Below are 14943 nucleotides of genomic sequence, written 5' to 3' on the forward strand. Positions count from 1 at the left end.
TAATGTTAATTAAAGCTATTTTAATTGGATTAATAACATGGTTATCAGGTGGATTGCTTTCTTTAACATTAAGCTGGTCACTTTATATGGCTGCTCCATTAATGGGCGGATTAATAGTAGGGGCAATTTTAGGAGATGTGACTTATGGTGTAAAAGTAGGAGCTGCAATTCAAATGGCGTATATTGGATATATAGTTGCAGGGGGAGCATTACCAGCTGATTTAGCATTGGCAGGTTATCTCGCTGTAGCATTAACGATGTTAGCAAAAGCACCACCTGAAATGGGAGTTACTTTCGCAGTTACACTAGGCTTTTTAGGTCTTCTAGTTAGAACAGGAAAAATGACTTTAAATTCTATTTGGGTACATCAGGCGGATAAATATGCAGAAGATGGTAATACAAAAGGGATTATTTTGATGAATATAGTAGCTTCTCAAATTATTCCTTTTTTAGGATATTTTGTTACTACTTTTTTAGCAGTATATCTTGGAGCCGATTATCTTAAAAATTTAATGAATGTTCTTCCGCAATTTCTTATCACAGGTTTAAAAGTAGTTGGAACTTTATTACCTGCTTTAGGGCTTGCCATTTTACTTAAATATATAGGTAGGAATACGTTGTTACCTTTTATGTTTATTGGATTTATCTTAGTAGCATATTTGAAATTAGATTTGATTGCTGTAACAATTATAGCGGCAAGTATTGCAATATTACACGTTTTATATGTTTATAAACAAGGAGGGACAGAAAATGGATAATAATAAAAAGTTATCAAAAACTGATTTGTTAAAAAGTTTTTTCTGTTGGCATATGTTTGCGCAAAGTTGTTATAATTTTGAACGTTTTCAAGCACTAGGCTTTGTACATTCAATGATACCAATAGTATTAAAATTATACCATACAAAAGAAGAAATTTCACAAGCACTAAAACGACACCTAACATTTTTTAATACAGAAGCAAATTTTGGTTCAATGATACCTGGAATGATAGCAGCATTAGAAGAAGAAAGAGCAAATGGGAATACAGATATAACAGATGAAATTATCAACAGTTTAAAAACAGGTTTAATGGGACCTTTTGCTGGAATTGGAGATACTATAACACAAGGCTTGGTAAAAACGGTACTTTTAGCTATAACAGTAGATATTGCAGCAAAAGGTAATGCTTTTGGACCAATATTATTTTTTATTCTGTTTACCACATACGTCGTAGGTGTAGGTTATTTTATGTATTTTCAAGGATATAAATGGGGAAAAAATGCTTTAAATAAAATAACAGGAACTAATGTAATGCAGAAAATTACAGAGGGTATGAATGTGTTAGGTCTTACTGTTTTAGGAGCATTGGTTGCTGCAATGGTAAATATTAAGACTCCATTAGTTTTTAAAATTCAACAAACAACTATCGAAGTACAACAATTGTTAGACAAAATAGTACCTAATTTGTTAAGCCTTATGACGGTTTTTCTTTTGTGGTATTTATTAAAGAAAAATAAATCGGTGGTTTCTTTGATACTTTGGATATTCATAATAGGGATAATAGCAGCTTATTTTAAAATACTATAAAGTGTATGTTTTTGAATAAAAGCAAATAATAAGAGGTAGGAGGATAAAATGTGAAAAAGATACAAGAAATTTTTAACAAAGAAAAGCCTATAATTGGAATGGTACATTTGTTACCACTTATTGGAACACCATATTATAATAACGAATACACTCCTTCAATGATAGAAGATAAGGCATTAGAAGAAGCTGAAAGATTAAAAATTGCTGGTTTTGATGCTATTCTTTTTGCAAATGAAGGTGATAGACCATATGAACACCAGGTAGGTCCCGAAATTGTATCCTTATATTCTAGAGTAGCTTACTCTGTTAAGCGAGAAATAAAATTGCCTTTTGGAGTAGGAGTATTGATGGACCCCAAAGCAACTCTTGCACTAGGTAAAACTTTAGAAGCTAATTTTGTTAGAATGTATATGTCAGGAGTATTTGCAGGTATTTTTGGATTTCAGTCTCTTGATCCTGGGGAAATAATGAGATATAGAAGAAAAATTGAGGCTTTGGATTTACCAATATTCTGTAATGTTACACCTCATGCTGCAACAACTCTTGATACACGAACAATTGAAGAAATTGTAGATAGTATAGTATTAATGATAAATCCAGAAGTTATTTTGATACCAGGACCACGGGCGGGATTGCCACCTAAATTAGAAATAGTTTCCAATTTAAAGGAACATTTTCCCGATCAAGATATTATTGTAAGTAGTGGAGTGAATATTGAGAACGTAAAGGAAATTTTAAAAATCAGTGACGGCGTAATTGTAGGAACAAGTATAAAAAAAGATGGAGTTCTTTGGAACCCTATTGATCTCGAACGAGCAAAGCGGTTTATAGATGTAGCTAAAAATGCAATTAGTTAATTTTAAATTTAAAAATATATGGTAAGAAAGTTTTAAGTTAAAAAAGTTATATTTAGAATTAAAGGATAGGATGGGAATTTTTAATTCTATCCTTTAATTTTATTAAAAAATTCTAAAATTCTGATATAATATAGATGTAGCTTTTAATAATGAAATATAAAATTAAGGAGTATAAAATATGCAAAAAAGACTTTATCGTTCAAAAGAAAATAGAATGCTAGGTGGAGTTTGCGGAGGAATAGCAGAATATTTTAATGTAGACCCTACAATTGTGAGGTTAATTTGGGCTTTTGCAGCAATAGTATGGGGGAGTAGAATTTTAGCGTACATAATTGGTTGGATTGTAATTCCTGAAAGGCCATAACTTTTTTAATAGATAAAATATTTTAATAAAAATACCAACTTATAGGAATGCCTTCTTCCTATAATTTCCACCAGCCACAAGTTCACGCTGTACTTTGATTTTATTAAGTCTGAGAGCAGTAAAAAAATAGAGTTGTTTTTGCTTTTAAGTTAATATATCATAAAAGTAGACCTACTCTATAAGTGACATACTTCCGAGCAATTTTATTTCCCTCCAATCCTCCCAAATTGAATTTTGCTGGAAGCGGGTCAATTGTACATTATTAATCACATAATAGAAGTACAAAAAATTGCTTATATAGTAATTGGTTGAGGTTGGATAATAATACTAAATGTTGTCTTTTTGAGAAAGAGTGGTGAGAAAGTATAAATGACTATATATGATTTTGAAGACTATATCGATGAAATAATTTTAGATAGAGGTTACGATTACTATGTTGGAGGGAACATAATAGACATTTATAATGCCGGGAAAAATGAATATATTTTCAAAATTCAAGGTAATGATGACTATGAGGTTATAGTAAAACTTGATGACAATGAGGAAATTCTCTATTCAGAATGTAATTGCCCATATGATTATGGTCCTGTATGTAAACATCAGGTAGCAGCTTTTTATAAACTGGTTGAGATTTTTAACAGTCAAAATGAAGCTTCAAATGTACAAAAAAGAGCTAAAGAACAGCAGGATATAAAAGAAGTATTAGATAGTCTTTCAAAAGAAGAGTTAATAGATATCATAATGGATTTAATAGGAGAGGATGAAACTTTAAAAAAGAGGCTCGTCTTGAGATATTCAAAAGTTGACAGTAAACAGGAACTTATAAGGTGCAGAAAACTAATAAATTCTATTGTTAGGAAATATAAGGGCAGAGATGGTTTTATTTCTTATGATGAAACATATGATTTTGCAAGTGAAATGGGAGATTTATTGTGGAAAGCCAGAGACACTGAGGATATATTCTTAGCATTGGATATTGCATTTTTAGTACTTGAAGAAGCGATACAGGCTTTTGAATACACAGATGATTCAGGCGGAAGTATAGATTTGTTAATATCAGACGCCATAGAAGTTATAGGAGACATAATAACTCAGAGTGAAAACTTAGATGCAAATTTAAAAAGGGAGATATTTAATAGGTTATTGACATTAAGTGAAAGCAAAATTTTTGATGGATGGGAAAGTTATAGAATTGATATACTTTGGCTTTGTGCTGACTTTGTTGACATAGAGGAACTGAGAGATAAACTGGTGTCGAAAATAGAATATCTTATAAGTAATTGGTCTACTAAGAATTGCTATGGAAAACATATTACTGAAAAATTACTTCAAATTCTTTATGTGATAAAAGAGAGATATGGGAGTAGAGAAGAAATAGAACAATTCGTACAAGAACATCTTGAATTTGACTTTTTTAAAGAAGTGTTTATTCAAAAGAGCTTTAGAGAAAAAGACTATGGGAAAGTCATAGAGTTAGCTTTAAAGTGGGAGGAACAAGACAGGCAATATCCTGGTTTAGTATCAAAATGGAAAAAGATGAGATATGAAGCCTATAAAAAGCTTTCATTAAAAGAAGAACAAATGAAATTGGCAAAAGAGCTTTTGTTTGATGGAAATTTTGAATACTATCGAGAACTAAAGGAATTAATTACTGGCGATAGAGCAGAGTTTTACAATGATTTAAAACAAGAATTAAAAAGCTTCGAGGGATGGCATGGGAAAGATATTTATCTTAAGGTCATATTAGAAGAAAATGACTTGGATGAGCTTATGGAGTTTATAAAAGAAAATCCAACAAGAATAGAAGAATATGCAGATAAGCTAAAAGATAAGTTTAAAGATGAAGTTATTGAAGTATACAAAAAATATATAAAACTTGCTGCAAGCTCTTCATCAAATAGAAAAGACTATCAAAAAGTATGTGGAATACTTAAAAGATATTAAAAAATAGCAGGAGAGCAAAGCCAAAAAGAAATTATGAATGATCTAATGAGGTTATATAAAAAAAGACCAGCATTTATTGATGAACTTAGCAAAATTAAGTAAGGCAGGGTTAAAGAAACTTTTCATTAAAATAAAAAAGCCATTGATTATTTAATGAAAGCTGGATTTTGAGAAATTTTGTGATGTAATTACTTTAACATATCTAAAAAATGTTTATAACTTATTGACTTTGTAAAAATAATGTTATAATATAATTTGGAAACAAAAATATTAGGGAGGCAAATTGATGGAATCGGTAAACATAGGCAATTTAGAAATGCTTTTGAGGGAGGTCAATCACATATTGAATCTGTATACTCGAAGTTATCTCAACGAAAAAAATATAACAATGGCGAGATTTTGGGTTATGAATAAATTGTCTGCTGATAATCCAATAACCATGAAAGAATTGCAAAGGAGGCTACTGCTAGCTCCCGGCACCTTGACAGGACTTGTTGACAATCTTGTAAGTGACAGGCTAGTTGAAAGATGGCGAGATGAAACTGATAGAAGACTTGTTTACCTTAAATTGACCCAAGAAGGCGATAAACTATTAAAAGAGATCTTACAATATCGTACATCAATACTCGCAAATATTTTAGAAAAGATTGATGCACTTGACGTAGAACAGCTAAACAGTGATTTGATGTTAATTTGGAATCAATTAAAAGAATGTGAGACTTGCTAAATTTTAATTTGGAAGCAGGTGTTTATATGTCTTTTTCTGTTGAAGTTAAAAATCTAAGGAAGCTTTTTGGGAAGTATGAAGCAGTTTCAGGATTAATCATATTCATAACTGTTATTTTGCAATTATATGCCGCATTATTATATCCAAGAATCGTCACATGAGAAAGGGGATGCATACTGTGAAAAAATTGGAATACAAATGGATTGCACTTTCATGCACTACAATAGGTGCTCTTTTTTCTGTTCTTAATGGAAGTATGCTTTTAATTGCTTTGCCTGATATCATGAAAGCTTTACATGCTGATATGACTATAATCATGTGGGTTGTCATGAGTTACATGCTTTCTATTACAATACTTGTACCGACAATAGGCAGAATTGCAGATATGATTGGAAGAAAGAAGTTATATGTTACAGGCTTTGCGATATTTACTTTAAGTTCTTTACTATCTGGAATGTCAAATTCGGGTATTCAATTGCTTTTGTTTAGAATTATTCAATCTATTGGTGGCGCCTTAATGATGGCTAATAGTACAGTGATTGTAACAGACGCTTTTCCTAAAAACGAATTAGGGAAAGCTTTAGGTATAAACAGCATGGTTATAAGCATTGCGAATGTCATAGGACCTATTTTAGGAGGATTTTTGCTTAAGTTTGGCTGGAGAAGCATTTTCTATATCAATGTGCCGTTTGGGATTATTGGTACGCTGTGGGCAGCACTACAACTTAGGGAAGTAGAGGTTCTTCCCGAACATCAAAAATTTGATTATGCTGGTACTTTAGTATTCACCATTGCTATGATAATACTTTTAATTGCCCTGTCTTTTGGAGGATTTGCGGGATGGGGAAATCCACACATTATTACTCTCTTTGTTGTCGCAATAGCTTTGTTTGTTTTATTCGTTTATATTGAAAATACCGTAGACCAGCCAATGCTTGATTTGAATCTTTTTAAAACGAGAATATTAGCTTTTGCCTATACGAGTAATCTTCTAAACGGAATAGCAAGAGGAGCCGTTACTTTTCTTTTGATTTTTTACTTGCAGGGTATTAAGGCAATGGATCCATTGACTGCAGGTATTTTATTGACGCCATTTGCTCTTGCAATGATGGTAGTTTCTCCAATTAGCGGTTGGCTATCTGATAGGTATGGGTCACGAGAGTTAAGTAGTATAGGGCTACTTATATCTGCAGTAGGACTTGTAGGTTTTATGGGAATAAATGCTACAACGTCAATTACAAAGTTAATACTGTGGATGGCTATAATGGGTTTTGGCTCCGGACTATTTATATCTCCTAATACCAACGCTATAATGAGTAATGTTCCTGCTGATAAAAGAGGAATAGCGGCAGGAGTAAGGACAATGATGAACAATGCCGGGACAGTAATAAGTATAGCTTTGGCCATGGGTATAATTTCTTCAAGCATAGATCCGCAAGCAATGCAAGCACTTTTTGTAGGAACTCAAGTGGGCTCAAAAGGTATAGCAGTAGCTCAATTTATTAAAGGCTTAAGAGATACTTTTGGAATTTCTTTTGCAATAAGCTTGGTTGCAGCTTTTATCTCCTATCTAAGAGGACCACAGCCCCAATGGGAATCAGAATATAGTGTTAATAAGAGGTAGTTGAATTATAGTGCAGAGAAAGAATATTCTTTTGAATAGAGAAGTGGAATTTCAAAAGACAACGGAAGTGCATAGTATATCATCATAATGTTTAAACTAGAAAAACGGATAGGGGACAAAAGAGTACTAAAGTTAATACGAAGATACCTAGAATCAGGAGTAATGATAAACGGAATCAAAGTATCAACAGAAGAAGGGACACCCCAAGGAGGGCCATTAAGTCCCCTATTAGCAAACATAATGTTGGACGAGCTAGACAAAGAACTTGAAAGGAGAGGGCATAAATTCTGCCGATATTCAGATAGATGACTGCAACTCCTAATGAACCGCCGTATACCGAACGGTACGTACGTTGGTGTGAGAGGAGCTGGATAAAATAATTATTCAGCTCCTACTTGATGTTGTTAAGTGATGCTTGGCCATTTTTGTCACCAAATTGTCACCATTTTAGGATTGAACTTTGTTTTGTTATATTTATCCAGTCCTGTAATGCTTGATTTTAGGCATAAAAATGGCAGGGGAGACAGGAATCGAACCCGCAGCCCACGGTTTTGGAGACCGTTGCTCTACCAATTGAGCTACTCCCCTGCGCGCTTTTTATTATAACATACGAAACAAACCCTCGTCAATAATTTATATCCTTTTTGTTGAATTATTCATAAAAAAGTTTTCTGAGATTTAGTATAATTATTAAAGAGATAAAGAAATATTGTTGTATAGTTTAATACTAATCTCTAGGAAAGTTCAGAGGTGATATATAATGCTTAAAAAGATATCTTTAATACTATTAGTTTTTGTAGCCTTTTCTATATTAATTCCTATTTCAGCACAAGCGGCAAATATAACAATTACAATTAATGGTCAAAATGTAGTTTTTGAACAAAAACCTGTTATAAAAGACGACACAACTTTAGTCCCTATGCGGGCATTTTTTGAAGCATTAGGTGCTAAGGTAAACTGGGAAGAGAAGACTAAAACGGTTATAGCTTTCCGGGGCGAAACGACTGTACAACTTATAATTGGTCACAAAATTGCAAAAATTAATGGAAAAAGTTATGAATTAGCAGTGGCGCCGCAAATTATAAACGGTTATACCTATGTGCCTTTAAGATTTGTTGGTGAAGCCCTTGGAGATGAAGTAATATACGATAATGGACACATAATAATCAATTCCTCCAACCAAAGAACAACGGTAAATTCAATAACTGCAACCAAAAACATGGTTGGTATTAGTACTCTTTCAACTCCTAATGTAACCAGTGAAAAAGATTTGTATCTTTTAATTAAAAATGCTCTTGAAAACAATGAAGATGAGATAACTTTTACCCTTAGCAATTCTTTCTACAATTCTGTAAGAAGTAGTGGTACAGTTAATGATATATTAAACAGTATATCGGATATTGTAGATCTGGTATTGGCACATCATCCTGAAATTGGCTATGCTAATAAGTGGACTATTTCTGCAAATGGTTTTAACAATGTCATAAGTAAAGTAAGTATAAAATTTGAATATATATATCCTAAAGATAAATTGGAAAAAATGAAAGATGAAGTATATATTAAAGCTAAAGAAATTATTAGCCAAATAATAAAACCAGATATGTCTGATATAGATAAAGTCAAAGCAATTCACAACTACATTGTAAAGAATACTAAATATGATTATGAAAATTTGATAAATAACACTATACCACCAGAATCTTATACTGCTTATGGAGTTTTGATAAAAGGAGTAGGGGTGTGCCAAGGATATGCTGCAGCTTTTAATTTACTTGCTCAGTTAGCTGGGATTGATAGCCTTGGAGTAGCTGGTACAGGTTTTAATTATAGTGGGTCTATGCCTCATGCTTGGAATATGATAAGAATTGACGGCAAAATCAGTTACGTAGATGTTACATGGGATGACCCTGTTCCAGATCAAGGGGATAATGTAAGATATGATTATTTCAATGTAACAGAGGAGCAGTTAGCAAAAGACCATAGTTGGGATAAAGAAAAATTTTCGGAAAAATATTTTGATTATAAATGAGAGGGGTTAAGCGATTACTTAAACCCTCATTAGTATTAATTATTTCAATCTTTTATACTCATCACTGTGCCAATGAAAATAGGTAAATTTGTCTTATTGTCAATAATTGCATATACAAAAGGTCTATCTAATTTTACTATTTTAGGATTTACTGGCATTCCTGTGGACGTCATATCGACTGATGTTACAGCTCCTGCCTTTGTTCCTTTTTCATCAACAGATATAAAGGTTTTGTGAAGGACTTCTGATATAAAAATATTACCGACGGAAGAAGTTCCTAGTTTAGTAAAGTTTGCCTTTTCTGGTGAAAAAGCGTCCTTCATTCCGAGGGATTCTAAGGTACTATTAAGGTTGATTTCATAGTCATACTTAAATTTTGGAAGAGATGCATGTACCAAAGTTGTTTTCGCATTTTTGATTAAATTTATAAATTTTTCTCCTGTCAATGTCTTAATGTATTCATTTACTGATATATTTTCATTAGGAAGAATGACCACAAAACTGTAATGGTTCTTAGCATAGGGTTTAATAAAACCAATTACTTCTTCATCTTCAATATAAAAATTTTCTTCCGACTTCATAAATTCAGCTTTCTGCTTATTTCCATTTATATCAGTAAATACATCTTCGTATATATTGTGTTTTTCATATACTGTCTCCCATTCTGCATCAAAAGCTACAGCATTAATCAGATACATGACATCTTCTGGGCCAATTTTGTTCAATATTTTGTCAATCATTCCATCTGTCTTCGATTTTACCCAGTTGTTTATGTCACTTACTGTACTGCTATCAAAAGCAGCTTTAAAAATATCAGCCCCGTAATAGTCTGCGTTTGCTTGGAGGAAATTTTTAGAAGGTGTTAAATCGCCTTCTTTAAACCATATTGAGTTTGCTATATTTAATTTTGACTTTTCTTCATTAGGCAGTTTCATAACATATGTGTATAAATATTTATTTAACTCTTCTAACGGCATATTTTTTCCCAATACTTTTTCCATTTGTGAAAGAGTTTCTTTATCTGCTCCGTTTGCTGTCATAGCTAATGCCAGCATTACTGAAAGTGGGGAAATTAAAGAATTTTTCTTATGATCAATTAATTTTTTAAAAATCTCAATTGAAAAATCAGCTGTATTATTTATAAATTTTTCATCTATGTTTTTTTCACTTACTGGATTTGCTTTTATTCCCTCCATCAAATTTGCAGCTTGAACTTTTGAGGTAGGAAAAGAACATCCTGTTATATTCATTAACATTGCAATGAATATTGTGATGCTGAGTATTGCTGTAAAAAGTTTTTTAAGTTCTGGAATCATCATGCAGATCTCACCCCTTTATCTTTTTTTCTACTAAGTTAGACGAATTTGACAAGTAAATGTTCCATAAGAGAATAAAAATAACCTGCCCGGAAAGACTAAGAATGTTTTCCAGGCAGGGAGGCAGGGAAAGTCTTTATTTTTATTGGTTCTGCCATTTTTATCCCTCAATTTCTTCTGTATTGTCCTTTTCTGAGTGAAAGTCTTGTCCTGCTTCTTTCAAAGCTTCCAATGAAACATTGTTTTTGTTTTTTGAAATAGCGCCCCAGCATATCCTAGTTAAAATCCTGTAAAACCAGCTTTCAAATACTTGAGGGTTTTTAAGCTGGTAAATTTTCTGGTAACACTGAAGGAATGCTTCTTGCACACATTCTTCCGCTATATGTTTTTCGCCTGTGATAAGATATGCAGTTTTTAATGCTTTTGGGCCTTGAAATTTCATGAGATGGTCAAAAACTTCAAAATCACCTTTTTGTATTTTTTTAATAATATCTGTTATATCCAATATTTTGTCATCTCTTCTTTGGGAGCTCCCTCTACTATATAAGAGGGGAAAATTGATAAAAAGTTCCCTTATAGTACAAGAAAAGCCATTATATAATTGAATCACTAGAAAAGGAAAAACAGGCGGTGATATAATAGAACAACCGCCTTTTTCCCTTTGTAGCAGGACCTTTGATTTTTGTTATATTAACTTTCGCAGGTATGCGATGGTTTAAAAAGGATGTACTCGATTGAGTTAATAAGGAGTTGTAACTATACCTAAAACTGCTCCCCTTATAATTGAATTAGAGGACAACTTTTGTAAGGATTCAGGATGTCCCACCACTACAACTCCGTAGTATTTTATGCCCTTTTCCTTTAAAAAACTTACTGTTCTTTTTAGATTTGTCGAAGAATAACTTTGCAAATTACTGAGTTGTTCCAGCTGTTTTAAAAATTCTTTTTCGCCATCACGGCTGTCAATATAGGGGTTTCCAACCAATCTTTCTGCAAGGTAGTTTTTTTCTTTATAGTCGTTTTCTTCATAAACTAAAACGGCACCCCACATTAGTTTTAAATCCTCAGGTATAATAGTTTTAATTTCGCTAAAGGTTAAAGGCCTGTCAAAAGATAAAGCCATTTCAACGAGATTATCGTTAGGTATATTTTTTAGTACATCAAACTCTCTTATAACTTTATCATATTTTACTGCGGGATTGTAAAATTTTAATTTTGGCACGGCATAAGGAGCAAGGTATTCTTTTGTACCTTCTGGTATGGCTTGGTCAGTTTCGATAACACAAAAAGATTTGTCACCTTTAATTTGTTCTCCTCCCCAAAAATCAAAATCAACTATCATTATTCCAGCAGGATAAGGTTTATTTTCTATTAACCTTAGGAGATAATATTCTTTTTGTCGCCCAAATAGTCTAACATCATAACTTTCTCCTGCAATTGCAATGGTATTAGGCTCAGTAAATTTAACAATATCCGGATAAAAGCTATTTATACGGTTTTCTTGATTCTGTAGCATCATTTCGGGAATTATGAAGGTTAATACAAAAACACCTATGGCGATAATTAAAGAAATTATTATTATGCGAAGTATACTTTTAAAACGAGCTTTGCGCAAAAAAGCTTTTTCGTCAAAAGATATATTGCTTATTGGTTTATTTAAATCTGATCCCATTTAACTTTTCTCCTCCTCTTTTAAATATTCTTTTAATTTTTTCCTTAGTCTCCATACCATTGTCTTTACTGTATTGGAATTGGTTTTTAAGTAAGAGGAAATTTCTTCATTTGACATTTCTAATATGAATTTAAGGTAAAAGAGCTTTTGCTCATTGAGAGTAAGCCTATTAACTGCTTTTTTTATTACTTCTTTATTTTCAAACTGTTGAAACTCTGAAAAGGTACTTTGAGGAAAAGCATCTATAATAGAAACTGTCACATCTTTTTTGGTTTTGCGCAAAAAATCAGTGTATTTGTTTCGCGCCGCAGTCAAAACATAAGCTTTTAGCTTTCCCTCTTGAATGCCGTCTAAATTCAAGTATGTGGAAAGCAGAGCTTCTTGAGCTATGTCTTCAGCGTCAGCCTGTGGTACACCCAATTTAAGTAAATTATAGAATGCAGCTTTGTACAAATCCTGCCACATTAACTCCTCCTCCTTATAACTTTTCATTAATAAAGACGTTTGAGGGATGAAAAAGTAAACAAATTAAAAATATGAAATATGCAAAAATTCGTTGTTATTTCGATTATAACTCAAAAGAGCTTGTTCTAAAGCTTTTTTTAAAAAGGCAGGAAGGATTTCATACTTTTATGGAGAATATAAATCTATTATCGGCATTTTTTAAAAACTGGGCATACCATTTTTGGGTTAGTTTTGTAATTCTGAATTAAAAAAGGAGAGTGTATAAGTATGAAAGAATGCCAGAAACTTATAACAGAGAGAAGGTCTATCACATTTTTTGACACGACAAAAGAAATATCCTATGACCTTATAAAAGAAGTCCTTGAGGTAGCTGCTACAGCGCCTTCGGCTAATAATCTTCAGCCTTGGGAGGTAAAAGTTATAAAGGACAAAGAAAAAAAGAAAATTCTCAAAGAAATCTGTTTTAACCAACAAAAAGTAGAAGATGCCCCTGCTGTAATTGTCTTAATGGCAAATCCAAAAGCAGCTTTTGAACATATAGACAGAGTTTTAGACAGTTCTGTAGAACTGGGGTATATGCCAAAAGAAAGGAGAGAATCAGCAAAAGAAAGGGTCCTTGAAGTGTGGAAAGATATGGAGCAAGCTAAAAGAAAGTCCATAAGAGATACTGCACTTTTTGCAATGAATATAATGATAGTTGCAAGAGTTTATGGCCTTGAAACCCATCCCATGGATGGTTTTAATGAAGAGAAGATGAAGGAGTTTTTAGGGATAGATGTAGAAAAAATGGTACCCATGATAATAGCGATAGGTTACAAAGACCCAGAGAAAGATTTACTTCCCCGCGCCTATAGATTTAAATTTGAAGAATTTGGAGAGATAATCTAATGAGTAATTACGTAATAATTTTAGTGGCTTCTATTTTAGCAGGAGCCACTAATGCTATAGCAGGAGGGGGTACTTTAATAACCTTTCCTGCTCTTGTATGGGTTGGAATAAATCCTCTATCTGCAAATATAACAAATACTGTTGCTCTTTGGACTGGTTCTGTCACAGGTGCATGGGCATTTAAAGAAAGACTGTATCAGACGAAAGAGCTATTAAGGTTTCTGACATTGCCTTCTTTACTTGGGGGTATCTTAGGAGCTTATCTTCTTACGATAACTCCTCACAAAGTCTTTGACTTTATTGTGCCTTTTTTAGTTTTGTTCGCTACTGTGGTTTTAGCATTAAATGACAGAATACATAAATTTAATTTAAATGGAGATAGAGGTGAAAGAAAAAGCTCTTTAGTAATAGTTTTTATACTTCAATTTCTTACTTCTCTTTATGGAGGATATTTTGCAGCAGGTATTGGCATTTTAATGCTTGCCACTTTAGGAATTGCAGATATTACCGATATACACATAGCAAATGGTATAAAAAACCTTCTTTCACTTTTTATAAATGTCACTTCCGGTTTAATTTTACTCTTTAGTGGAAAAGTAGTATGGCCTTTTGCTTTTATTCTGATGATAGGATTTGCTTTAGGAGGATATTGGGGAGCAAAAGTATCACAAAGGTTTGACAATAAGAAAGTAAAGAATTTTGTAGTTTTATGGGGAATTGCATTGGCAATAGCGTTTTGGGTTAGAGGAGTGTAGGAAAGTAGATAGTTATTGAACTGAAGGGAGATAACTTTGTGGTGTATTATTTTGCCAATTTTTTGACTTAACAACTAACATTTTAGTGATAAAATATAAAGTGTGGACAATCAATCACTTGTTGAAAGGAGAAAAATATGTTAAAAGGGTTTAAAGAATTCATTATGCGTGGAAATGTTTTGGATTTAGCAGTAGCTGTAATAATAGGTGCAGCTTTTAACAAAGTAGTAAATTCATTAGTTGTGGATGTTTTAACTCCACTGATTGGAGCAATATTTGGAGCTCCTGATTTTTCTGCCCTTAAATTAGGACCAATAGCCATAGGTAATTTCCTTAATGCTGTTGTTAACTTTATTATCGTATCTGCAGCCATATATTTTTTCATAGTAGCTCCTATGAATGCTATTAGACAGCGAAAAGCAAAAGAAAAAGAACAAACACCACCTGAACCATCAGAGGAAGTAAAACTTTTAAGAGAAATATTAGAGGTATTAAAGGAAAAGTAAGGTAATATTGATTAATATAAATTTGTCGTCGACCTAAGATAATGCAAAAAATGTTGAGGATCGACGACAAATTATTTTTTCAATTTTAGAAAATAGTTGATTTTGTCAAACAATATGGTATAATAAAGTAGAAATACTTGACAGGAATTAAAAAGTCGTAAGGCGTATAATGTGCTATTTATGCATGTTAGAATGGGTTTTTAGCCTACCTATAAGGAATTGAAACAAAA

15 protein-coding genes, 1 tRNA gene and 1 pseudogene are annotated in these 14943 nt (G+C 32.5%); 12 read left to right on the top strand and 5 right to left on the bottom strand.

Annotated features, from left to right (window positions below; all coding sequences use genetic code 11):
- The first annotated feature begins 2 nt into the window (after positions 1 to 2).
- The 8 genes and pseudogenes from BUB32_RS06720 to BUB32_RS06755 all read left to right on the top strand — a co-directional run.
- Positions 3 to 758 carry a PTS mannose/fructose/sorbose/N-acetylgalactosamine transporter subunit IIC gene (locus BUB32_RS06720; protein ID WP_072968546.1) on the top strand — a complete coding sequence of 252 codons (756 nt, stop codon included), beginning with the start codon at positions 3 to 5 and terminating at the stop codon, positions 756 to 758.
- Positions 751 to 1566: a PTS system mannose/fructose/sorbose family transporter subunit IID gene (locus BUB32_RS06725; protein WP_084726989.1), complete on the top strand. Its 816-nt coding sequence runs from the start codon at positions 751 to 753 to the stop codon at positions 1564 to 1566. The genes BUB32_RS06720 and BUB32_RS06725 overlap by 8 nt, the downstream gene beginning before the upstream one ends.
- Positions 1567 to 1616: 50 nt before the next feature.
- Complete coding sequence (locus BUB32_RS06730) at positions 1617 to 2423, top strand: BtpA family protein (protein WP_084726990.1); 807 nt, start codon at positions 1617 to 1619, stop codon at positions 2421 to 2423.
- A 178-nt stretch (positions 2424 to 2601) separates the two neighbouring features.
- Complete coding sequence (locus BUB32_RS06735; RefSeq protein ID WP_072968550.1) at positions 2602 to 2787, top strand: PspC domain-containing protein; 186 nt, start codon at positions 2602 to 2604, stop codon at positions 2785 to 2787.
- Between the two features lie 369 nt (positions 2788 to 3156).
- Positions 3157 to 4731 carry an SWIM zinc finger family protein gene (locus BUB32_RS06740; protein ID WP_234949240.1) on the top strand — a complete coding sequence of 525 codons (1575 nt, stop codon included), beginning with the start codon at positions 3157 to 3159 and terminating at the stop codon, positions 4729 to 4731.
- A gap of 286 nt (positions 4732 to 5017) precedes the next feature.
- Positions 5018 to 5458, top strand: coding sequence for a MarR family winged helix-turn-helix transcriptional regulator (locus BUB32_RS06745; RefSeq protein WP_072968552.1), 441 nt, complete (start codon positions 5018 to 5020; stop codon positions 5456 to 5458).
- Between the two features lie 178 nt (positions 5459 to 5636).
- Positions 5637 to 7082: an MFS transporter gene (locus BUB32_RS06750; protein ID WP_072968554.1), complete on the top strand. Its 1446-nt coding sequence runs from the start codon at positions 5637 to 5639 to the stop codon at positions 7080 to 7082.
- Positions 7083 to 7163: 81 nt separating this feature from the next.
- Positions 7164 to 7385 (top strand): annotated as a pseudogene (locus tag BUB32_RS06755) (reverse transcriptase domain-containing protein); the annotation flags it as partial.
- A 209-nt stretch (positions 7386 to 7594) separates the two neighbouring features.
- On the opposite strand, the gene BUB32_RS06760 reads toward BUB32_RS06755, so the two are convergent.
- Positions 7595 to 7670, bottom strand: a tRNA-Trp gene (locus tag BUB32_RS06760).
- 172 nt (positions 7671 to 7842) lie between these two features.
- On the opposite strand from BUB32_RS06760, the gene BUB32_RS06765 reads away from it, so the two are divergent.
- Complete coding sequence (locus BUB32_RS06765) at positions 7843 to 9111, top strand: stalk domain-containing protein (protein WP_072968555.1); 1269 nt, start codon at positions 7843 to 7845, stop codon at positions 9109 to 9111.
- A 44-nt stretch (positions 9112 to 9155) separates the two neighbouring features.
- On the opposite strand, the gene BUB32_RS06770 is transcribed toward BUB32_RS06765, so the two are convergent.
- From BUB32_RS06770 to BUB32_RS06785, 4 genes are all read right to left on the bottom strand, one after another.
- Positions 9156 to 10430, bottom strand: coding sequence for a serpin family protein (locus tag BUB32_RS06770; protein WP_072968556.1), 1275 nt, complete (start codon positions 10428 to 10430; stop codon positions 9156 to 9158).
- Positions 10431 to 10587: 157 nt separating this feature from the next.
- Entirely contained in the window at positions 10588 to 10932 is a 345-nt protein-coding gene (locus BUB32_RS06775) for an RNA polymerase sigma factor (protein WP_072968557.1), read from the bottom strand.
- Positions 10933 to 11166: 234 nt separating this feature from the next.
- The gene (locus BUB32_RS06780; RefSeq protein ID WP_072968558.1) at positions 11167 to 12099 is read right to left on the bottom strand and encodes a sigma factor regulator N-terminal domain-containing protein; all 933 of its coding nucleotides are present in this window, start codon (positions 12097 to 12099) and stop codon (positions 11167 to 11169) included.
- Entirely contained in the window at positions 12100 to 12564 is a 465-nt protein-coding gene (locus BUB32_RS06785; protein ID WP_072968559.1) for an RNA polymerase sigma factor, read from the bottom strand.
- 267 nt (positions 12565 to 12831) lie between these two features.
- On the opposite strand from BUB32_RS06785, the gene BUB32_RS06790 reads away from it, so the two are divergent.
- The 3 genes from BUB32_RS06790 (at position 12832) to mscL (ending at position 14713) form a co-directional block, all read left to right on the top strand.
- Positions 12832 to 13452: a nitroreductase family protein gene (locus tag BUB32_RS06790; protein ID WP_072968560.1), complete on the top strand. Its 621-nt coding sequence runs from the start codon at positions 12832 to 12834 to the stop codon at positions 13450 to 13452.
- Complete coding sequence (locus tag BUB32_RS06795) at positions 13452 to 14207, top strand: sulfite exporter TauE/SafE family protein (RefSeq protein WP_072968561.1); 756 nt, start codon at positions 13452 to 13454, stop codon at positions 14205 to 14207. Before BUB32_RS06790 ends, BUB32_RS06795 begins: the two co-directional genes overlap by 1 nt.
- Before the next feature lie 137 nt (positions 14208 to 14344).
- Positions 14345 to 14713 carry a large conductance mechanosensitive channel protein MscL gene (gene mscL, locus BUB32_RS06800; protein WP_003869602.1) on the top strand — a complete coding sequence of 123 codons (369 nt, stop codon included), beginning with the start codon at positions 14345 to 14347 and terminating at the stop codon, positions 14711 to 14713.
- The last annotated feature ends 230 nt before the right edge of the window (positions 14714 to 14943 follow it).

The sequence above is a fragment of the Thermoanaerobacter uzonensis DSM 18761 genome (assembly GCF_900129115.1).
Taxonomy (GTDB): domain Bacteria; phylum Bacillota; class Thermoanaerobacteria; order Thermoanaerobacterales; family Thermoanaerobacteraceae; genus Thermoanaerobacter; species Thermoanaerobacter uzonensis.